This window comes from Synechococcus sp. RSCCF101, from assembly GCF_008807075.1.
In the GTDB taxonomy this organism is placed as follows: Bacteria; Cyanobacteriota; Cyanobacteriia; order PCC-6307; family Cyanobiaceae; genus RSCCF101.
Window position 1 is genome coordinate 1,459,388 of sequence record NZ_CP035632.1, and the last position, 20,303, is coordinate 1,479,690.

General features: G+C 65.0%; 12 protein-coding genes. 3 read left to right on the forward strand and 9 right to left on the reverse strand.

Annotated elements, in window-relative coordinates:
* Nucleotides 1–21 precede the first annotated feature (21 nt).
* The 5 genes from EVJ50_RS07060 to EVJ50_RS07080 form a co-directional block, all read right to left on the reverse strand.
* Entirely contained in the window at nucleotides 22–1,962 is a 1,941-nt protein-coding gene (locus EVJ50_RS07060; protein WP_150883172.1) for a hypothetical protein, read from the reverse strand.
* 567 nt (nucleotides 1,963–2,529) lie between these two features.
* Nucleotides 2,530–3,057, reverse strand: coding sequence for an ISAs1 family transposase (locus tag EVJ50_RS15205; RefSeq protein ID WP_150883173.1), 528 nt, complete (start codon nucleotides 3,055–3,057; stop codon nucleotides 2,530–2,532).
* Entirely contained in the window at nucleotides 3,054–3,671 is a 618-nt protein-coding gene (locus EVJ50_RS15210) for an ISAs1 family transposase (protein ID WP_150883174.1), read from the reverse strand. The genes EVJ50_RS15205 and EVJ50_RS15210 overlap by 4 nt, the downstream gene beginning before the upstream one ends.
* Before the next feature lie 466 nt (nucleotides 3,672–4,137).
* Nucleotides 4,138–5,109 (reverse strand): hypothetical protein, encoded by a 972-nt coding sequence (locus tag EVJ50_RS07075; protein ID WP_150883175.1) that lies wholly within the window; start codon nucleotides 5,107–5,109, stop codon nucleotides 4,138–4,140.
* Complete coding sequence (locus EVJ50_RS07080; RefSeq protein WP_150883176.1) at nucleotides 5,037–6,734, reverse strand: hypothetical protein; 1,698 nt, start codon at nucleotides 6,732–6,734, stop codon at nucleotides 5,037–5,039. Before EVJ50_RS07080 ends, EVJ50_RS07075 begins: the two co-directional genes overlap by 73 nt.
* 964 nt (nucleotides 6,735–7,698) lie before the next feature.
* Between EVJ50_RS07080 and EVJ50_RS07085 the strand changes: the two genes are divergently transcribed.
* Complete coding sequence (locus tag EVJ50_RS07085; protein WP_150883177.1) at nucleotides 7,699–8,082, forward strand: DUF4278 domain-containing protein; 384 nt, start codon at nucleotides 7,699–7,701, stop codon at nucleotides 8,080–8,082.
* A 1,967-nt stretch (nucleotides 8,083–10,049) separates the two neighbouring features.
* Here the strand turns inward: EVJ50_RS07085 and EVJ50_RS07090 are convergent.
* Genes EVJ50_RS07090 through EVJ50_RS07105 form a run of 3 tightly spaced genes read right to left on the reverse strand, consistent with a single transcriptional unit; the run spans nucleotide 10,050 to nucleotide 13,507 of the window.
* Nucleotides 10,050–10,481 carry a glycine zipper 2TM domain-containing protein gene (locus tag EVJ50_RS07090; RefSeq protein WP_191964901.1) on the reverse strand — a complete coding sequence of 144 codons (432 nt, stop codon included), beginning with the start codon at nucleotides 10,479–10,481 and terminating at the stop codon, nucleotides 10,050–10,052.
* Between the two features lie 5 nt (nucleotides 10,482–10,486).
* A complete protein-coding gene (locus EVJ50_RS15000) occupies nucleotides 10,487–12,580 on the reverse strand; it encodes a glycosyltransferase family 2 protein (RefSeq protein ID WP_225323129.1) in 2,094 nt (697 codons plus the stop codon).
* A gap of 39 nt (nucleotides 12,581–12,619) precedes the next feature.
* On the reverse strand, nucleotides 12,620–13,507 hold the full coding sequence (locus tag EVJ50_RS07105) for a DUF547 domain-containing protein (protein ID WP_150883179.1): 888 nt from the start codon (nucleotides 13,505–13,507) through the stop codon (nucleotides 12,620–12,622).
* Nucleotides 13,508–13,613: 106 nt separating this feature from the next.
* Between EVJ50_RS07105 and EVJ50_RS07110 the strand changes: the two genes are divergently transcribed.
* Nucleotides 13,614–17,336: a hydantoinase B/oxoprolinase family protein gene (locus EVJ50_RS07110; protein ID WP_150883180.1), complete on the forward strand. Its 3,723-nt coding sequence runs from the start codon at nucleotides 13,614–13,616 to the stop codon at nucleotides 17,334–17,336.
* On the opposite strand, the gene hemL is transcribed toward EVJ50_RS07110, so the two are convergent.
* Nucleotides 17,299–18,600, reverse strand: coding sequence for a glutamate-1-semialdehyde 2,1-aminomutase (gene hemL, locus EVJ50_RS07115; protein WP_150883181.1), 1,302 nt, complete (start codon nucleotides 18,598–18,600; stop codon nucleotides 17,299–17,301). The two genes, EVJ50_RS07110 and hemL, sit on opposite strands and share 38 nt — an antisense overlap.
* A gap of 117 nt (nucleotides 18,601–18,717) precedes the next feature.
* Between hemL and EVJ50_RS07120 the strand changes: the two genes are divergently transcribed.
* A complete protein-coding gene (locus EVJ50_RS07120; protein WP_370455624.1) occupies nucleotides 18,718–20,241 on the forward strand; it encodes an FAD-linked oxidase C-terminal domain-containing protein in 1,524 nt (507 codons plus the stop codon).
* Nucleotides 20,242–20,303: the final 62 nt, after the last annotated feature.

A 20,303-nucleotide genomic window follows, 5' to 3' on the forward strand; every position in this document is an offset into this window, starting at 1 on the left:
TGCATAATGTCGAGCAGACTCTCAAATCAGCGAATCAAAGCTGCCGACACCATTCGCATTAACGGTCAATGTTCCGCTGGCAAAATCGAACTCACCAGACTGGATCCCACCAACTTCCTCGAACTGGGAAACTCTCATGGTGATCCCGTTGCTGACAATTGTCCCGGCTTCGGCATTGATCACATAGACACCTTGCCCAAAGGAGATCTCGTCGTCGCCACTTCCGCCGATGAATCTGCCTGATCCGAATCCGATTAGATCATCATCACCTTGGCCCAGGTTGATGGTCCCAGAACCTCCAAAACCTCCCCTAGCCTCAACTTCATCCTCGCCTTTACCAGTGTTAATCACACCAGTATTGAATATGCCCTGGTCAGGGCCGATACCAGTAACCTCATCATCTCCACCCCCGGTAAAGATTCTGCCATCGTTGACAATTCCACGGCTTGTACCGGTGGCGACAATCTCATCAGAGCCACCACCAAGATTGAGGACACCGCTCACGGTTAGAGCATCCATTGCGCCAGAGGCAGTGATCTCGTCACTCCCTTCTCGGGTATTGACCGTTTGACCCGCTGAAACGAGCCAACCACTGTTGGACTGAGCCTCGTCAGCACGGTTGGTAAATGACACACTAAGCAAGTCTCTGGGTCCTGGCTGAAGGACACTGGAATCGGCGACGAAAGTAGCAATGCCATTAGCGTTCACAGTCAGCGTCCCGCTGGCAAAATCGAACTCACCAGACTGGATCCCACCAACTTCCTCGAACTGGGAAACTCTCATGGTGATCCCGTTGCTGACAATTGTCCCGGCTTCGGCATTGATCACATAGACACCTTGCCCAAAGGAGATCTCGTCGTCGCCACTTCCGCCGATGAATCTGCCTGATCCGAATCCGATTAGATCATCATCACCTTGGCCCAGGTTGATGGTCCCAGAACCTCCAAAACCTCCCCTAGCCTCAACTTCATCCTCGCCTTTACCAGTGTTAATCACACCAGTATTGAATATGCCCTGGTCAGGGCCGATACCAGTAACCTCATCATCTCCACCCCCGGTAAAGATTCTGCCATCGTTGACAATTCCACGGCTTGTACCGGTGGCGACAATCTCATCAGAGCCACCACCAAGATTGAGGACACCGCTCACGGTTAGAGCATCCATTGCGCCAGAGGCAGTGATCTCGTCACTCCCTTCTCGGGTATTGACCGTTTGACCCGCTGAAACGAGCCAACCACTGTTGGACTGAGCCTCGTCAGCACGGTTGGTAAATGACACACTAAGCAAGTCTCTGGGTCCTGGCTGAAGGACACTGGAATCGGCGACGAAAGTAGCAATGCCATTAGCGTTCACAGTCAGCGTCCCGCTGGCAAAATCGAACTCACCAGACTGGATCCCACCAACTTCCTCGAACTGGGAAACTCTCATGGTGATCCCGTTGCTGACAATTGTCCCGGCTTCGGCATTGATCACATAGACACCTTGCCCAAAGGAGATCTCGTCGTCGCCACTTCCGCCGATGAATCTGCCTGATCCGAATCCGATTAGATCATCATCACCTTGGCCCAGGTTGATGGTCCCAGAACCTCCAAAACCTCCCCTAGCCTCAACTTCATCCTCGCCTTTACCAGTGTTAATCACACCAGTATTGAATATGCCCTGGTCAGGGCCGATACCAGTAACCTCATCATCTCCACCCCCGGTAAAGATTCTGCCATCGTTGACAATTCCACGGCTTGTACCGGTGGCGACAATCTCATCAGAGCCACCACCAAGATTGAGGACACCGCTCACGGTTAGAGCATCCATTGCGCCAGAGGCAGTGATCTCGTCACTCCCTTCTCGGGTATTGACCGTTTGACCCGCTGAAACGAGCCAACCACTGCTGGACTGAGCCTCGTCAGCACGGTTGGTAAAAACAGAGTCCGCCAGATTCCTAGCCATTGACTTGATGAAGTGCATAGGACGTGGTGCAGTTCTAGTGCCTCATTCACATGCCTGACGTACCTCGGATTGAGGTTCTGATCCCACCAGCGCATCTGAAAAGCCTGTTCATCACAGGGATCTCGGTGGAGATTAGCCAGTCCTTAACGTTCCAGTTGTGTTTAGAAAGAAGTCTGGGATAAAGTACAGGCAATACACAGAATCAATCCCACTTATGAAAGCGGCAGCTGGTTCTCTACTGACCCTAGGTTGTACGGGTATTGCTGTCTCCTCGTGGGTTGAAGCAGAAGTCTGCTGCTGACTTCCGCCACTCATGCCCGGCTCAATGCCAAGGCCACCTCAGGTAGGAATAAGCCGTGTGCACTTAGCAGCCTTTGAGGGCCAGCTGCCCTTCTGATCCCGGCTCTCCGCCCGCATCGCCACCGCAGCGTTGGGGCCGAAGATCTCAACAAGGCCACTGTCTAGGTCCGCAATCTGAAAGGAGGAGTGCTCTCTGGCCCCTGTGCGCTCCCGTGAGCATTGGTCAGAAGACCACCCCCGGTTGAGGCGGCCAGTCCGGCCAATCCCCAGGGCTGATTCAAAGTCTCAGCAAGGGTCGTGGTTCGGCTGGCGCATCGCCATCGCCAGCAGTGCCGTGATGTCGTGCATCACTGCCTGCATCCCGGCTCGGATCCACTGAAAGCCCGACAGCCTCAACAGGTTCATCGCTGCCGTCCGCAGCGTGGCGATGGCACCAGCGCCGTTGCCCCGGTAACGGTGAGCATCCTCATGGAGTTGGGTGTCCCGGATCCAATGCCAGCCCTCGATGCTCCAGCGCTCCCGCACCAGTCGCAGCAGCGCTTCTGGGGTCGTGCGCAGGCTGCTCAGAAACAAGTGGGTGGCCTGGAACGGCTTCCCGTCGCGGGTTCCGGTGGCCGTCACCTCCACGATCCAGCTGGTGCCGATCCAGGCCTCAGTGATGTGCGCTGGAGCCTGCTTGGCGCGCAGCGTCCAGGTGATATCGCGGCCGTGGCCGGCCTCGCGATGCCTTGCCGCGAATGGGATCTTGCGCTTGCCCTGGAACTGGCTGCGGATCTGGCGGTGCAGCGTCTTCTGGTTCGCTTTGACCGTCAAGAGGAAGTCGGCCCCCTGCTCCTGGAGCTGCCGAAAAACGGGCGCTGGGTATGCAGGGCATCCGCCTGGATCAGCACGCCCTCGAGATCCAGCTCGCCAAGCAGCTGCCGGAGGACCGCCCGCTCATGGTTTTCGCCAGTGGCGTAGCAGGCCTGACTGATCGCCACACCGAGGGCCGCGGAGTACAGGGTGACCTGGGCAATGAACGCGGAGCCCCCGCCGGCCGTGGGCTCGATCGAACCCCTCAGGGTCTTGCCATCACACACCAGCTGATCGAGATCCGCTGCACCACCGGGGATCTGGGCGATCGTCCAGTCACGGATCGCCGCGCACAGCTCGGCCACGTCCACCTGATGGAAGAAATAGCGGAACGAGGAATCCGATGGCGGCCGGCGCAGCTCCACGCCCAGCGCCTCGGTGAGCGCGCTGTGGTGACGGATCGAAAAACGCTCGAGGTCCCGCAGGCTCTTGCAGCCGCTCAGGATCCCGAGCACCGCCACCAGCAGCAGATACCAGGCGGGGAAACGCACCCCACGACGCATCCGCGCATCCGGGATCGCTTTAAGGAAGCTGATCAGGTCGAGATCGGTTGCGGCAAAAGCGCTGTCGAGCACAGGGAGGAGGCGATTCCACCGACCTCAACCCATGCTGTCAGCCACGGCAAGACTGCCTGTGACGCACTTTGAATCAGCCCTGGGCCAATCCCGGTTCCTCCACCGGCACCGTGTCTACGACCTGCTCCAGAAGGAAGGCAGTGGGATCGGCCTGGCGTAGTGCCTTTGTGGGTGACAACACCTGCGGGCTACGGGAGGATGCATCCTGCTTCCAGCCCTCAGGGCATCCAGGTTCCAGAACGACTTACAGCCAGCATGTCTGCTGCCCGTGAAAGGGATCTCACGGCACTGGATCGGGTCGCTGGTTGGGCGGCCCGGCCTTTCTGCGGTCGGGCTCAAGTCCGTGACACAACGCTTGTGGAGCACTCCAACGAAAGTTCCCGTTGAGCTGTCCTTGAGCCGCGCATAAGAAAGCCCCCAGGCTGATGCCCCGGGGGCTGAAGGCAGTTGAAGGCGGACTGAGTACTCAGACGATCACGACCGACTGTCCCTCCACGAGCTGATCAGCGGAGACCCCCGTGAAGGTGGTGGTGCCGAAATCAGTGACCAGCTGAGCATCGGCTCCGGACTGGAGGACCGTGTAGCTGGTATCGGCCGTGATGTGGAAGAGGTCACCGTGCTCGAAGCTGAAGCCCGAGACGACGTCATCTCCTGCGGACCAGTGGAAGGTGTCGGCTTGCTCTGTACCCATCAGAACATCGTTGCCGGCTGTTCCCGTGATCGGATCAACCGGTCCGAGGCCATCATCCGGGAGGATGGGAGCGCTGGGGCTCAAGTCATCGGCTTCATCCAGGGGATCAGCCAATGAGGAGCTGTTGTGGCGATAGTCAAAGTTCCTGAGAACCTTGCCATCAGAATTAACAAGTTGAATCCAGTGAGGATCGTCACTAGTTACTCCTTCTAGCTTGACAGCAACCTTCACCTGGTCGTCGCCCGTCTTGAAGCGTACATCCATGGTTCCAGTGTTCCTGCCGTGGGTTCGATACCAGTCAGACACATTGGCGTTGCTATACGAGTCGACATTGATCTTGATCACATCGCCTTCAGCTGACGAGTAGTCCTCGATGACATTGAGGCCTCCGGTAAGAACGAATGTGTCTGCTCCCCCGCGGCCAGCAAGGGTGTCATTACCGCCTCCGCTGGTGATGGTGTTGTTGGAGTCGTCACCCCGGATTACATCATCAAGCATCCCTCCAGTAATGTTCTCAATGCTGTAGAGATGATCTGTTCGCGTGCTGGCGTCTGCGGTATTGCCGACGGTCCCATGGTAGACGTTGAAGTAAGTTCCGTTGTTTTGATTTTCCCATGAGGTGGAGTAGATCTGAAGCATGTCTACCTCTATTCCAAAAGCACGTGGATTGTTGGTTAGATCGTAGTTGTAAAATGCGGTGTCATTGCCGTCGCCTCCGTGGAGCTGGTTGTTACCGCTCCCGCCCATGAGGATGTCGTCCCCCCGAAGCCATAGAGGCCGACGTCGGAATTACTGGGAGCTTCCGGCCGCCAGGACCCTGTGGAGAATCCGGCGATCACTTCGTTTCCATTGGTACCGGTGAGGTTATTGACGTCGTCTTGGCCATACTGTTGCAGCAGGGGAGTTCCGACTGCCCCGAAGGCCGCCATCTGGTTGTTGCCGAGCCAGTCGAGGTCAGTTGCGAGTGCCGTGTTCAACTCGGCGCCGGTGGCCACTGCATCGTTGGCACCATCGAGGTAGAGATAGCTGCGATGGATGGAGTCGAGCAGTGCCTCGCTCAGGTCGCCGTCGCTGAGGGGGCCGTAGGCGTTGCCGAGCTGATCCTTCACCTCATCGAGGTTGAGGGTCACATCGAGCAGGGGTGTGGCCATGTCGAGCTGGCTGACCAAGAACCCGAAGCCCTGCTGGGGGTCCTTGGCCTCGAACTTGAGACGGGTGTCGTTCTCGGGCACCAGGTCGACGATCAGAACGTCCTCAAGAGGGTTGAAGTCGGTGATGATCTGCGACTTCTCCGGTGCGGGGATGTCGATGGTGAGGGAGGGAGGCGTCCAGTCGAACTGGTCATAGGTGGGACTTGTGTAGCCGCTAATTGCACGGCTGATGTCACCAATGGCGCCGATAAACCCTCCAATAACCGGCGTCTTGGAGCCGAGCTTCAAGCCGATATCACGAAAGGTCTCTGTCCAGTCGTTCTTCTTGTGATGCTCAGTAAATGAGCCGGGACTAAAGTCGTAGCTGAGCATCTGCTGGGCGAAGGTGCTGACGACAAAGGTGTCCGAGCCCTCACCTCCGCTGAGCGTATTCTGATCGAAGTGGTGATCTCCTTTCCCCTCCTCACCGTGTTCGTATGAGTTCTTGCCCATGGAGTTAATCCAGATCACATCATTCCCATCACCCCCGTCGACCAGATCACTTCCTCCCCCGGTCATGATCAAGTCGTCTCCGGCTCCTCCGTTAATGATGTCGCTGGTCCTGTTTATTCCATCTCCATTCGGCTCATAACTGAATACCGTTTCAGGAGTTGCCTGCTCCCAATCCGAGCTTCTCATTCCCTGCCAGCCGACGATGACATCGGATCCATCGCCACCGTTAATCAGCATCGCGTGCTTCTCGTCCACCGCCTGATCGCCTAGGCTGTGAACAAGAATGATGGAATCCTGGTTGCCCTCGATGTCCACCCTCGCTCCGGTGTGAGCCAGGACGAGACTGCTGGCTTGATTGCCAGGCTTGTCGACAACCCTAAGCCACTCATCTCCGGCAATGTATTTGCCACCAGCGTCAACTACTGTTGATTCCTCATAGGAACGCACGCGATCGTTGGTGCTGCCTAGCACCTTTTCGGTAGTTGGACTCTCGACACCTGCGTCATGATCTTCCGGGGGCTGTTCCCCATGTTGGCCTTCTGAAGCCATCGATGTCTCGCTTGATGTGCTGTTAAGGCCAATGGCGGGTGATGGCGTGTTGCCCTGTGTTGTTAATCCGGAGGAGCCGTCAACAAAGCTCGGATTGGTTGGTGTGGTCTTTGCCAGTTCGGTCTCCAGCGCATGCTCGCTGCTGTAGCCGGTGATGGGGTCGATGTTGGTGAAGGTCATGATCATCACTTGTGTTTTGGAATGAAGGAGTAGTGATGTCAGACCTGCTCAGAAGGACTCTGTTGCAGGCCGCTTCCCTTGGCTCCTGACGTCATGATCTGCCTGCCGCCCGAACCGTTCATCCTTCATCTGAAGGATTCGAGGGCAGAACCCTACAAATGAAGGGGTGCTGCTCCACCAGACAACGCAATGGCCACTTCAGAGTGCAACCGGTGAGCAAGGATCTGTCGCTGCTGATACCGGAGCGCCACGATGAGCTGCTTCAAAGGCACGCAGACGCAAGTCGGGTCACAGTCCAGTTGCAATTCATCGCCATGGGTTGCCGCCCTGACCTCCGCTAGATCAGTAGGGGCTCGACGCCAATGCGGCACGCATGGTCTCGCCTGAGCTGGATCGACACTCCGGGAGTCACATCGCAGTCCAGGTGGCCCCCGAGAGGTGTCCGCGACTGAAGCCCATCCGGTCCTCTTCTCCGGGCCGTGCGCTGGTCGAGGGATCTGGGCTCAGCAGAACCCAGCCAACAGGGAGCCTGTTGTCTCAGTTTGTCTCGGATGAACGCTGTCATGAGATCCGCGGGAAGGGTCTCGCTAGACCAAGCCAGCGAAGGTCCGCGATCCCCCTTTGGTGGCCTTCCGCAGGAGGGGCGGATAGCCATCGGCGCATGGCCCCTCCCCCCAACCTTTGAGTGGCTTGGGGAGGCTTGCCCGACTGGCCGCTGGCACGGCGTGTTGCCGGCAGCCCCTCCGGGTCGATCGAATCAGGGCTCTCACTGGACTCTTCTGGGCCAGGCCCGCTGAATTCACGCCAGGAGCAGCTTGGCCAGCAGCAACGAACCCAGAGTTGCCATCACCGAAGCCTCGCAGGCTCAGGTCTGGTCACACACTCCTCAGCAGAGGTGCTGAGACCACCCCGCTCGGTCCGGTTCTCCGATCCTCAACCGCACCCAAGTTCACGACGGCACTTCATGGCCGGGGCGATCCCCGGAAAGACCCTTCAAATGGAGGATGTGCTGACTCGTCATTTCCAGGAGGGTGTCTGCAGTGGAGCCAAGAACACGGTTCTCTCCGCCCAACTCACACCCAATGCACCAATGAGCATGCTGACCTATCGCGGCATCCCCTATGCACGGCACAGCCAGGGATCCATCAATCACATCTCCTCCTTCTCACCTGGCCTCTTGACGTATCGCGGTGTGGCCTACAACCCCGACATTGCCAGGGCCTGGTCACAGGGCTCTCCGGATGAGTACACCAAGACCTACCGAGGAGTGATGTACCGGCAACTCAGCCGCGACTTGCCCTTTCGTTGGCTGTTCTCATCGCGCAGGCTGCAGTACGACGCCTCGTGAGCTGAGAACGGTGCCATGCCTTGAACTGCCGGAAGCTCCTGCGATCGTTGACGGGGTGGACGTCCATGGCCGTACCTCCACAGAGGGACAGCCACATGCTGATACCGAAGACTGTATGTCCGCGATCCCAGGCACTCCTCGATGCCGCCCTGTCCTCTACGGCCTCTCAATGCCCCCCAGAGCCCCGTGATTCCCTTCAGGCATGAACACACGCGACCACCACCAGAGGGGTCTTCCAGTTTTGAAAACCGAGCGGAGAAGCCCGTTTTGACTACGTTCCAAGGGGGAAATGGTGAGATGGCGGACCATGCATGGTGATGACCTGCGTACTCACCAGCAACTTGCCTACCTGCTGAGGAAGGATGAGGCCTCAACGACCACAAGCACAGGAACAAGGGTACCCCACAAGGCCGAAGAGTTCCTAGTCATGTTCTACATGTTCATGGAGGAGCCAGAGGCAGCGGTAGACGCCCTGGCCATGGGGACACCCCTCATGACAGCCAAGAGACGACTCGGGGGGGGATTTAGATCTGGGCAAAAGCCAGACGGCGACTGGCTTTGTTGAAGTGTACCGTTTAGAGAGAGACCCATAGCTATTAGGTGGGCCCCCTATGCGTTCCCCGCTCTGTCTGATGAAGGCGGATTAAGTACCTCCGACTGTTGTCACGATGGCCTCCAGATGATGACAACTTCCGTATCGATGCCGAAGTCGCCCTGGAGATAGCCCGGCGAATGACCCCCTAGCAGCAGTAGACCCCTGGCCGTAGGTGTACCCCTGATGGTGGCCCAAGCACGCCTCTCAAAGCGCATTACCCGAACCTGGGAACAACTCAGGTCCTAACAGGGTTTGAGAAGTCAGGATTATAGGAGGCCCCATCGCTCAAACGGGGTTCCAGGGGAATCCAGCCCGCGGAGAAAGCCTGGCGCAGAATTGTTTTGTGAAGGGCCTAGTTTAGACGGGGGCTCCAGAGGGCTCAGAGGAGAACCCATCACCAAGACGTAGTCCTGGGGGTGTCGACTCTATTGGAGGGACCATTGCCTTTTCGTGGCCCCTGCTGTGGGTGTCGGCCCTGTTGACGGGACCATAGCCTTTCGTGGCCCGCTGAGAGAAGGTACTCACTTATGGCGGGGCCATTGGCTTTCGCAGCCCCTGATGGGGTAACTACGGACTCACGCAGAGAGGGAAAGAAACTATCTACAACCTATAGAACAGACAACAATGACCAAACTGTTGACCAAGCACGGTGCGAACCTGAGCACACCTCAGGCCCGTGCTTTCCTAACCAAGATGGATGAAGCTTTCAAGGGTGGAAAGGAGCCGAAGCTCAGACAGCTCGAACAGGAGCTGATGCTTCTCCAGGATGTCTTCGATGCTGAGATCCTGAAGCGGGGTCGTGGATTAAGCCACGGCTGCTCCCGATGAGATTTTCACGCAAAATTTCGTGGGCCCAATCAAAGGCATCGAAGCCAACATCTCCCCCGGTACCCCTACCCAGATTGCTCAGGGGTCTGAACGCAAAGAGACACCTCCCGTTACCCCGAAGTGGAGGCCCGTCCAGCCGCGACACAGGTGCACCACTCGCCCGCCAGCCGCAACTCATGGGGTGCTCAAACCAGAACCCAGCGACCTCCGCCTTGGTACTCCTTCCCATTCCCGGCCTGGATGGCGATCACAGGGGGACGCGAACGACCACCCCACCTGGACGGGGTGAGAGCCGAAGGCCCTGATGCCCTTCCTCCAGGGCCTCGACCCAGCAGCGCAAGAAGTTCTGTGAAGCAGATCGGCAAAGTGGTACTAGGAATTCGAAGAACCTGGGACTAGGCTACCCTTCAAAAGCATTGGTACGACTGGATTATCAGCCCATGCTCCAATTCGAGAACTACCGCTGAATCCACCCGCGCTCAGGCCATCGGGCGGCAATCGAAGACCGCCCCTGAGCACTCCCCCGAACGCCACCCACACACCGTCAGCTGCGATCGAGCAGGCAACCGAGGCCGCCACCCACCACCGCTCCCAGCGGGATGGCCCATCCGCGGGCCGAGGGTCTGGAGCTGGCGGCCCCCACGCCCCCGCCCAGGAGCCCGCCGATCACAGCTCCCTCGGTGCAGGCTCCGTACCCCCGCTGCGGCACATCGGGCTCATAGAGATTGGCGGCCGGGCTGATCGGGGCCACCGGCGCCAGCGACGGGCGGGCGCAGGGCACCTCCACATCCTTCCAATCCGCCAGGACGTACCCCTGCCGGGTTGGGGTGCCGGGCACGTAGCGCTCGTCGTAGACGCGCTGGTAGCAGGTCTGGGCGATCGGCCTCGGACCCGCCTGAACCGCGGGCAGGGCCACGCTGGCCGTGAACAGGAGTGTGGCCTGAGCCGTCAGAGAGCATTGGCGTGCGGTCCACATGGTGCTCAGAGCTGAGGAACGCCCGAAGTGTGGCGATGGCCGTCGGCCGGGAGGTTGCTGATCTGTGACCCGGCGCCTGCCCCCTGCGACTGAACGCATCCTGGGTCACACCCGGCCCCCGGCCGGCCGGGCCAGCACCGCTGCAGGACCAACCCCAGCAGAAAAGGCCCCCACAGAGCCAGCCGCAGCAATGGCGGAAGGTTCCAGGAGAGATCCCCCAGCAGCTGCTGCTCGCGCAGCCAGTAGTAACTGAACACCGAGAGGCTGAGCAGCCGGCTGCCCAGGTTGCCGGTGGCCACCGCGAACGGCATCAGCCAGGTGGCGTACCAGGCATGCACGATCGGAGAGAGCATCAGCAACGCCGACAGGCTCCCCTCCGCATACCCCTCGAAGCGTCGGCAGCGCAGCAGCAGCAGGGCCAGCACCACGGCGAAGGCGAGCGCCCAGGGCCAGTTGGCCGCACGGCTGGCGGGCAGCACCAGCCCCACGAGAGCGGGAATCAGCTCGGCGCTGCGGCCGTTCTGCACGAAGCGTGACTGGAGCGGCGCCGGCACACACAGCTCCAACCCGCAGGCGAGGGGCAGGGTGAGCAGGAACGGCAGGGCGAGGGCCGCCACCATCCGCCAGCGTGGGCCCGCAGCCGTTGGCCCCCGCAGCAGCACGAACAGCGCCAGAGGCGCACTGACCCACTTGAGCGCCAGACCGGCACCGGTCGCCAGAGCAGCCGCCACCGGTCGCCGGCTGTCCCAGGCCTGCCAGGCCAGCACCATCGCCAGCAGCAGCAGGCTGTCGAGATGGCCCTCGCCGGCGAAGGCCACCAGCACCAGGGGATTCCAGCTGTAGAGGAGCCCGGAAGCGCGGCCCCAGCGCTGCGTCAGCAGGCGGCAGACGGCGAGATCCGCCGCCAGCACCAGCAGCTTGAACGCCAGCACGCTGGTGCTCAGCGCCGCCACCAGGCGGAAGAGCAACTGGGTCAGCGGCGGATAGATGGCGCTGGTTCCCGGGTGGTTGATGCGGTCCCACCAGAGGGTGCGCAGTCCCTCGAGCTCCGGAGCATCCGGCGCCAGGGCATAGGGGGAGATCCCGGCGTTCTGAATATGGCCCTCCCACAGGTACCGCCAGATGTCGTCACTGGGCTCCATGCCCAGGAGCAGCAGCCGGGCGAGCAGAGCCACACCCCAGTAGGGCAGCGCTCCGGGCCGCTGCAGCGCCCAGCTGCCCGCGAACCCGGCGCCCATCAATGCGGCACCGCTCCAGAACAGCCCCAGACCACCCGGAGCGAGAAAACCACCGTGGCCCCGCACCAGCCAGGCCCCCAGCAGAAGCAGCCCCGCCCAGAGCGGCAGCAGGCCTGAGGACCAGGCGGCGAGACGCTGGGCACCGGCCCGCCACCGGGCCCGGACGCGCTGGCACCAGAGGCGGGCCAGGGCCAGAAGAATCGTGCCGCCGGCCAGCAGCACCCCCCGCAGGCGCCCGGAGATCTTGGAGTGTCCGGCCCGCCGCTGGCGGTAGGGCACCGACAGCTCGGCGATGCGCCAACCGGCTTCCAGGGCCCGCACCTGCATCTCCACCATCCAGCCGAAACCGCGATCCAGGGGCGGCAGCTGCTCCAGGGCGCTGCGTCGGATCAGACGCAGCGGGCCGAGATCCCGACAGCGCCCGCCCCAGCCCAGGCGGATCAGTGCCGTGGCCAGTCGGTTGCCGCCCAGCTGGGCCGGGCTGAGGGCCGCCCGACCGGCCGCCGTGGCCAGGCGGTTGCCGCTCACGAGATCCGCACCGGCTTCCGCCTCCCGCAGCAGCTGGGGCAGTGGGCTGAGGTCGTCGCTGCCGTCGCCGTCGCAGAACAGCAGCCACTCCACATCGTCGGGCAGATCCTGCAGGCCGCGGCGGCAGGCCTGGCCATAACCGGGCACCGGCTCGCTCAGCACCTCGGCCCCGGCCCTTCGGGCAGCCTCGGCGCTGCCGTCGCGGCTGCCGTTGTCCACCACCCGGCAGCGCTGCACCCCGTGCCGGCGGAGTTCCTCCACCACGGCCGCGATGGAGTCCTCCTCATCCCGCACCGGCACGATGGCCATCAGGCTCGGGAGCAGCCCTGTCATCGCGGGGGATGAGCAGGGGCCCCGTCAGCCCGGTCGCTTTCAGCGCTCACGGTCATTGAGGCTCCAGTCCCAGTCGAGGAACGACACCGACAGGTTGCCCTGCCGCAGCCGCTCGGCCTGCTCCCGGGGCAGCGAGCCGGCCAGGAAATTGAGGATGGCCGTCTGGCGGGCATTCAGGCCGGGGTAGGGCTCGGCCTCACCGAACCTGGGCTCGAAATCCTCCCCGAACCAGTCGAAGACCGCCGAGAGGCGCACCTGAGCGGCCTCGGGCTCGAAGCGGAACTGGGCCGGGTCGGCCAGCATCCGTTGCACCTGATCCTGGAGCTGGTCCTCAAGGTCCGCACCCCGGTACGGCTCCTGCCGCAGCACCGGACAGCCGCGGGAGGCGCAGTTCACCGCCATGTGCAGGCGCGGCTCGTCGTACTCCCTGCGCAGCACCTCATGCTCGATCGCATCGAGGGTGAGCTGACGGCCCGCCACCGGAAAGCGCCGCCAGCGCCACACCCCGGGGATCGATCGGATGCTGTCCACCGGGTAGCGATCAACGATCGAGACGAGCGTCAGCGCGTTGTAGGCGTTGATCAGGAAGGCGATCTGCTCGGCCTCCGGCCAGGCGGCGAAGCGCTCGGGGCTCACCTCTCCGATCGCCGCGGCATAGCGATCCAGGCCGGCGCGATCGGCCTGCAGCGCGGCGTAGTCCACCTGACCGCGCGCATCCACGTGGCGGGCCAGCAGCTCGGCGTAGGCCCGATCGTCCAGGGGAGCCGCAGCAGGGGCCTCCTGTCCCGGAACCGCTGCCTGCGGGGCCGGCCCCGGCCCGCGGCCGCAGGCCCCCAGCAGCGGCGGCAGCAGTGCGGCGAGCACCAGGGCCGCACCGAGGCGGCTGCGGACGATGGTGTTGAGGCGAGCAGCAGCGGATCGAGGCATCGGGACGCGCAGGACGCGGTGGGGGAGCACCCCTGTCCGTACCGGCAGAGGGCACCGCTGGATGATGGGTCTCGCGCGCTGCCGCCGCCCACCCACCGCTGAACCCATGGCCTGGCAGTTCTGGATCGACCGCGGCGGCACCTTCACCGATCTGGTGGGCATCGCTCCGGACGGAGCCGTGGTGGTGCGCAAGGTGCTCTCGGAACAGCCGGAGCACAGGGGCGACCCGGCGGTGCGGGCCATCGGCGAGGTGCTCGGCCTGCCGGAGGGTGCCGCCATCCCGGCCGGTTGCATCGACGAGGTGCGCCTCGGCACGACCGTGGCCACCAATGCCTTGCTGGAAGCCGCCGGAGAGCCGGTGTTGCTCGTGACCAACCGCGGCCTGGGAGACCTGCTGCAGATCGGGGATCAGCACCGGCCGGACCTGTTCGCCCTGGCCATCCGCAGACCTGCCGGCCTGACCGCCGGCGTGGTGGAGGTGGGCGGCCGCCTCGATGCACGGGGCCGGGAGGTGGAGCCGCTCCAGCTCGATGGAGCCCTGGAGCGGGAGATTGAGCAATGGCGCGAGCGGGGCGTGAACAGCTGCGCCATCGCCCTGATGCATGCCTACGCCGAGCCGCGGCACGAGCAGCGGCTGCAGACCTGGCTGCGGGAGCGGGGCTTCCGGACCGTGGTCAGCTCCCATGAGGTGTGCCCGCTGCCGCGTCTGGTGCCTCGGGGTCAGACCTGCCTGGCGGAGGCGGCCGTGGCGCCGGTGCTGCAGCGCTACCTGACCCAGGTGCGCCGCGCCCTGGGGCCCAAGCCGCGCCTGCGGGTGATGGGCTCCAGCGGCTCCCTGCTCAGCCCCCTGCGACTGCTGGCCAAGGACACGATCCTCTCGGGACCGGCCGGCGGCATGGTCGGCGCCGTGGCGGCGGCGCAGCGGGCGGGACTGGCGGACGGGCCGCTGGTGGGCTTCGACATGGGCGGCACCTCCACCGATGTGTTCCACGTGGCCCCGGGCCTGCGGGAGGAGGACTGGCCGCGCATTCCGGAGACGGAGGTGGCCGGCCAGCGCCTGATGGCCTCCCGGCTGCCGATCCACACGGTGGCGGCGGGCGGCGGCTCGATCATCCGCAGCGACGGGGAACAACGGTTGCTGGTGGGGCCCCGCTCGGCGGGCGCGAACCCTGGCCCGGCCTGCTACCGCCGCGGCGGCCCGCTCACCATCACCGATGCCAACCTGCTGCTGGGGCGCCTGCAGCTGAGCCGGTTCCCGGCGGTGTTCGGCCCCGATGGCACCCTGCCTCCGGACCGGCAGGTGGTGGAGGCCCGCTTTGCTGAGCTGGCCCAGTGCCTCGGCACCAGCCCGGTGGAGGTCGCCGAGGGGGCGCTGGCCATCGCGGTGGAACGGATGGCCGACGCGATCCGGCGGGTGTCGCTGCAGCGGGGCCATGACATCCGCGGCGGCAGCCTGGTGGCCTTCGGCGGCGCCGGCGGGCAGCACGCCTGCCGCCTGGCGGAACAGCTCGGCCTCGAGCGCGTGCTGCTGCCGCCCCTGGCCGGGGTGCTCTCGGCCTGGGGCATCGGCCATGCGCGCCAGAGGCGGGAACGCCAGCGGGCCATCCGGCAGGCCCTCGATGACACGCTGCTGACGGACCTGCGCCGGCAGGCCGAGGCGGAGCTCGCCGCGGGACTGGCCGAGCTCAGGCAATCGGGGGACTGGTCGGCGGGAGCGGCCCCCGGCGATGGGGAACGGCGCCAGCGCATCGAGCTGCGCTACGGATCCAGCGAGCAGGGTCTGCTCCTGCCGCTGCCCGCCGCCGGCGACCGGGATGCGGTCTGGATGGCTTTCGAGGAGGCCCACCGGCAACGCTTCGGCTACGTGCCGCCCCGCAACGACGCGCTGGTGGTGGAGCGACTGGTGGTGGAGCTGGTGGCGCCCGTGGCCGTCAGCGGACGGGGCACGGAGAGCACGGGCCGCAGCCAGGAGGCGCCACCCTCGCGGGAGGCCGCCAGGGTGCACTGGCCCGGTGAGGGTTGGCGGAGCGTGCCCCTGCTGCAGCGGCAGGACCTGAGGCCGGACCACACGGTGAGCGGGCCCGCCCTGATCGTGGAGAGCACGGGCTGCACCGTGCTGGAACCGGGCTGGCAGGCCCAGACCGACGGCAACGGCGCCCTGCTGCTGGAGCGCTGCGAGCAGGCACCGGGCCCCGGCTCCTCCGCCCCTGCCGCCGCTGGAGCGAGGGCAGAGCCGATGGCCGCCAGGCCGGATCCGGTGCTGCTCGAGCTCTTCCACCACCGCTTCATGGCCATCGCCGAGCAGATGGGGGAGCGCCTGCGCCAGACCAGCCGCTCGGTGAACATCCGCGAGCGGCTCGATTTCTCCTGCGCCCTGTTCGATCACCGCGGCGCCCTGGTGGCCAACGCACCCCACATCCCGGTGCATCTGGGCTCGATGGGGGAGGCGGTGGTGGACCTGCTGGCGCAGATCGAATCCGGCGAGCGGGGCCCCCTCGGCCCCGGCGAAACGGTGCTCAGCAACGACCCGTTCCACGGCGGCACTCACCTGCCCGACATCACCGCGATCACCCCGGTGCACATCGATGCCGGCGGGCCCCGGTTCTTCGTGGCCTGCCGCGGCCACCATGCCGATGTGGGCGGCCTGACGCCGGGCTCCATGCCCCCCTTCAGCCGGCGCATCGGCGATGAGGGCCTGCTGCTGCGCAACGTGCCCTTTGTGGTAGGCGGGCAGCACGACCGCAGCCTGTGGGAGCGACGGCTGCGGGAGGGGCCGATGCCGCCCCGCAACCCGGGCGAGCTGCTCGCCGACCTGCAGGCCCAGGTGGCTGCCAACCAGCTGGGGGTGCGAGAGCTGCAGCAGCTGGTGCAGCGCCAGGGGCTCGAGCCGGTGACCACCTACATGGATCACATCCAGGCCCAGGCCGCCCAGGCGGTGCGGCGGGTGATCGAGGGACTGGGCAGCGGGCGCTTCTCCCTCGAGCTCGACAACGGCACCCGGCTGCAGCTGCAGCTGCGGGTGGACCGCTCCCGGGGCGAGGCCGTTCTCGATTTCAGCGGCACATCACCCCAGGGCGACCACAACTTCCAGGCCCCGCTGGCGGTGACCAAGGCGGCGGTGCTCTATGTCTTCCGCTGTCTGGTGCGCGAGCCGATCCCCCTGAATGCGGGTTGCTTCCAGCCCCTGCAGCTGATCGTGCCCGAGGGCTGCCTGCTCCATCCCAGGCCTCCTGCGGCGGTGGTGGCCGGCAATGTGGAGACCTCCCAGGCCGTGTGCAACCTGCTGCTGGGGGCCCTCGGGGCCAGCGCCGCCAGCCAGGGAACGATGAACAACCTCACCTTCGGTGATGGACGCCGTCAGTACTACGAAACGATCGCCGGCGGCAGCGGCGCCGGGTCCGGTTTCGAGGGAGCGTCAGGGGTGCAGACCCACATGACCAACTCACGCCTCACCGATCCGGAAATCCTGGAGCAGCGCTACCCGGTGCGGGTGGAACGTTTCGGCCTGCGGCGGGGCAGCGGCGGCAGGGGCCGCTGGCGTGGCGGCGACGGACTGGTGCGCCGGATCCACTTCCTGGAGCCGATGACCGTGGCGATCCTCTCCGGTTCCAGGCGGGTGGCACCGTTCGGGCTGGCGGGCGGCGAGGCGGGCCGGGTGGGTCGGAACCGGATCGAACGGGCCGATGGCAGCAGCGAGGAGCTGCCGGGATCCGCCCAGGTGGAGGCGATGGCCGGGGACCGGCTCACGATCGAGACTCCCGGCGGCGGCGGCTACGGGCCGGCCCAGCCGCTCAGGCCACCTGGCGGAAGCTCTCCTGGAAGGCCTTGATCGTGGCGTCGATGTCGGCCTCGCTGTGGGCGAGGGAGGTGAAGCCGGCCTCGAAGGCGCTCGGCGCCAGATAGACCCCCCGCTCGAGCATGGCCCGGTGCACCCGGCCGAAGCGGGCGGTGTCGGAGGCCTTGGCATCCTCGAAGTTGTGCACCGGCCCCGCGCAGAGGAAGAAGCCGAACATCGCACTGACGCTGCCGCCGCAGATGGGCAGGCCCGCGTCCTTGCCGGCCTCAAGGATGCCCGCGCTGAGGCGCTGGGTCATGGCCTCCAGGCGCTCATAGGTGCCCGGCTCGCGCAGCAGCTCCAGCGTCTTGATGCCGGCCGTCATGGCCAGGGGATTGCCGCTCAGGGTGCCGGCCTGGTACATGGGGCCGGCGGGGGCGACCATCGCCATGATGTCGGCCCGGCCGCCGTAGGCCCCGACCGGCAGCCCGCCGCCGATCACCTTGCCCATGGTGGTGAGGTCGGGTGTCACCCCGAAGTGCTTCTGGGCGCCGCCGTAGCTGATGCGGAAGCCGGTCATCACCTCGTCGAACACCAGCAGAGCGCCGTGCTCGCGGGTCAGTTCCCGCAGCCCCTCGAGGAAGCCGGGTTCGGGGGTGATGAACCCGGCATTGCCCACGATCGGCTCGAGGATCACCCCGGCGATCGCATCGGGGTTCTCGGCGAAGAGCTCCTTCACCGCCTCCAGATCGTTGTAGGGGGCGGTGAGGGTGCTGGAGGTGGTGGCGCGGGGCACACCCGGGGAATCGGGCAGGCCGAGGGTGGCGACGCCGGAGCCGGCCTTCACCAGGAACATGTCGGCGTGGCCGTGGTAGCAGCCCTCGAACTTGATCACCTTCTCCCGACCGGTGAAGGAGCGCATCAGCCGCAGCACCGACATGCAGGCCTCGGTGCCGCTGTTGACGAAGCGCACCATCTCGACGCTGGGAACGGCGTCGATCACCATCTCGGCCAGCTGGTTCTCCAGGGCGCAGGGGGCGCCGAAGCTGGTGCCCTTCTCCACGGCCTCCTGCAGAGCGGAGACCACCTCGGGGCGTGCATGGCCGCAGATGGCGGGGCCCCAGCTGCCGATGTAGTCGATGTAGCGGTTGCCATCCACGTCCCAGGCGTAGGCGCCCTTGACCCGGTCGAAGACGATCGGCTGGCCGCCGACCGACTTGAACGCCCTCACGGGGGAACTCACGCCACCGGGCATCAACGACTGGGCCGCGGTGAAGATCTCCTCTGAACGGCTGGTGTTCAGAGCAGGGGATGACACTGGCGCCGAGGTCAAAACGGGTTCCGCAGACGGTGATGAAGAAGTGGGGCCGGACACGGGACGCCCGTGCAGACCGGCGACCATCCTGGCCTAAAACGGGGCGGATCCAACTGAACCGTGACCGCCTTGCCCGCAGCCGCCGCTGACCGCTGGGCGCAGCTGGAACGGGCCCTGCTGCGTCACCTGCCCCGACGGGCGGTGGTGAGCCGGCGCCAGGAGCTCCTCACCTACGACAGCGACGGCCTCACCCTGGAGCGGCATGCCCCACCCCTGGTGGTGCTGCCGGAGACCACCGCTGACGTGGCGGCCGCCCTGCGCTGCTGCCACGAGCTGGAGCTGCCGTTCGTGGCCCGGGGCAGCGGCACGGGCCTGTCGGGCGGTGCGGTGGCCGAACAGGAGGCGCTGCTGGTGGTGACCAGCCGCATGCGGCGGATCCTGGCCACCGACCTGGCCGACGGGCTGATCACGGTGCAGCCGGGCGTGATCAACAGCTGGGTGACCCGTGCGGTCTGCGGCGACGGCTTCTATTACGCGCCCGATCCCTCCAGCCAGGTGGTCTGCAGCATCGGCGGCAACGTGGCCGAGAACTCCGGCGGCGTGCACTGCCTGAAGTACGGCGTCACCAGCAACCACGTGCTCGGCCTGGAGGTGGTGCTGCCGGACGGCACGATCACCCAGCTGGGAGGGCGCTTCAGCGAACAGCCCGAGCTCGATCTGCGCGGGGTGTTCATCGGCAGCGAGGGCACCCTCGGGATCGCCACCGCCGTGACCCTCAGGCTGTCGCGGCTGCCGGGGCGGGTGGCGGTGCTGCTGGCCGATTTCCCCTCGATGGAGGCGGCCGGCGAGGCGGTGCGCATGGTCACCGCGGCGGGGGTGCTGCCGGCGGGCATGGAGATCATGGACAACTTCATGATCCGGGCGGTGAACGATCTGTTCGGCCGCGAGGAGTACCCGCCGGAGGCGGCCGCCGTGCTGCTGATCGAGCTCGACGGGCGCCCGGCCGAGGTGGAGGCCGCCGTGAACACCACCAACCGGCTCTGCCGGGAAGCCGGGGCGGGCGGGATCCGCCAGGCGGACTCCGAAGCGGACCGGGCCCAGCTGTGGAAGGGCCGCAAGTCGGCCTTCGCCGCCGTGGGCAAGATCACCACCACGTATTACGTGCAGGACGGGGTGGTGCCCCGCAGCGTGCTGCCGCAGGTGCTGGCGGAGATCGAGGCCCTCAGCCGTCACCACGGCCTGCCGGTGGCGAACGTGTTCCACGCCGGCGACGGCAACCTGCACCCGCTGATCCTCTACGACGGCCGTGAGGCGGGGGTGGAGAGCCGGGTGAAGGAGCTGGGCGCCGCGATCCTGCGCCTGTGCGTGGAGAGTGGCGGCAGCATCAGCGGCGAGCACGGCATCGGCTCCGACAAGCGCTGCTACCTCGACTGGATGTTCGCCGCCGACGATCTGGACACCATGCGGCTGGTGCGGCAGGCCTTCGATCCCGCGCAGCGCGCCAATCCCGGCAAGATCTTCCCCACCCCCACCAGCTGCGGCGAGTCGCTGCGGCGGCGGCAGGCGGCGGAGCGAAGCGATGCCGGCCTGAAGGTGGCCGCGACACCGAGAGCGGCTGTGCTGCCGGGGGTCGAGGTGTATTGACGCTTCCGCCGATGTCCTCAGAAGGGGGTGGGCAAGCCAAGCCTGAACTGCTGGATTAGGCA

Coding starts and splice junctions, on each gene's coding strand:
- EVJ50_RS07080 (WP_150883176.1), bottom strand. CDS start 6,734: ATGACCTTCACCAACATCGACCCCATCACCGGCTACAGCAGCGAGCAT.
- EVJ50_RS07090 (WP_191964901.1), bottom strand. CDS start 10,481: ATGTGGACCGCACGCCAATGCTCTCTGACGGCTCAGGCCACACTCCTG.
- EVJ50_RS07075 (WP_150883175.1), bottom strand. CDS start 5,109: ATGGGCGGGAGCGGTAACAACCAGCTCCACGGAGGCGACGGCAATGAC.
- EVJ50_RS07110 (WP_150883180.1), top strand. CDS start 13,614: ATGGCCTGGCAGTTCTGGATCGACCGCGGCGGCACCTTCACCGATCTG.
- EVJ50_RS07060 (WP_150883172.1), bottom strand. CDS start 1,962: ATGCACTTCATCAAGTCAATGGCTAGGAATCTGGCGGACTCTGTTTTT.
- EVJ50_RS07085 (WP_150883177.1), top strand. CDS start 7,699: ATGGCCGGGGCGATCCCCGGAAAGACCCTTCAAATGGAGGATGTGCTG.
- EVJ50_RS15000 (WP_225323129.1), bottom strand. CDS start 12,580: ATGACAGGGCTGCTCCCGAGCCTGATGGCCATCGTGCCGGTGCGGGAT.
- EVJ50_RS07105 (WP_150883179.1), bottom strand. CDS start 13,507: ATGCCTCGATCCGCTGCTGCTCGCCTCAACACCATCGTCCGCAGCCGC.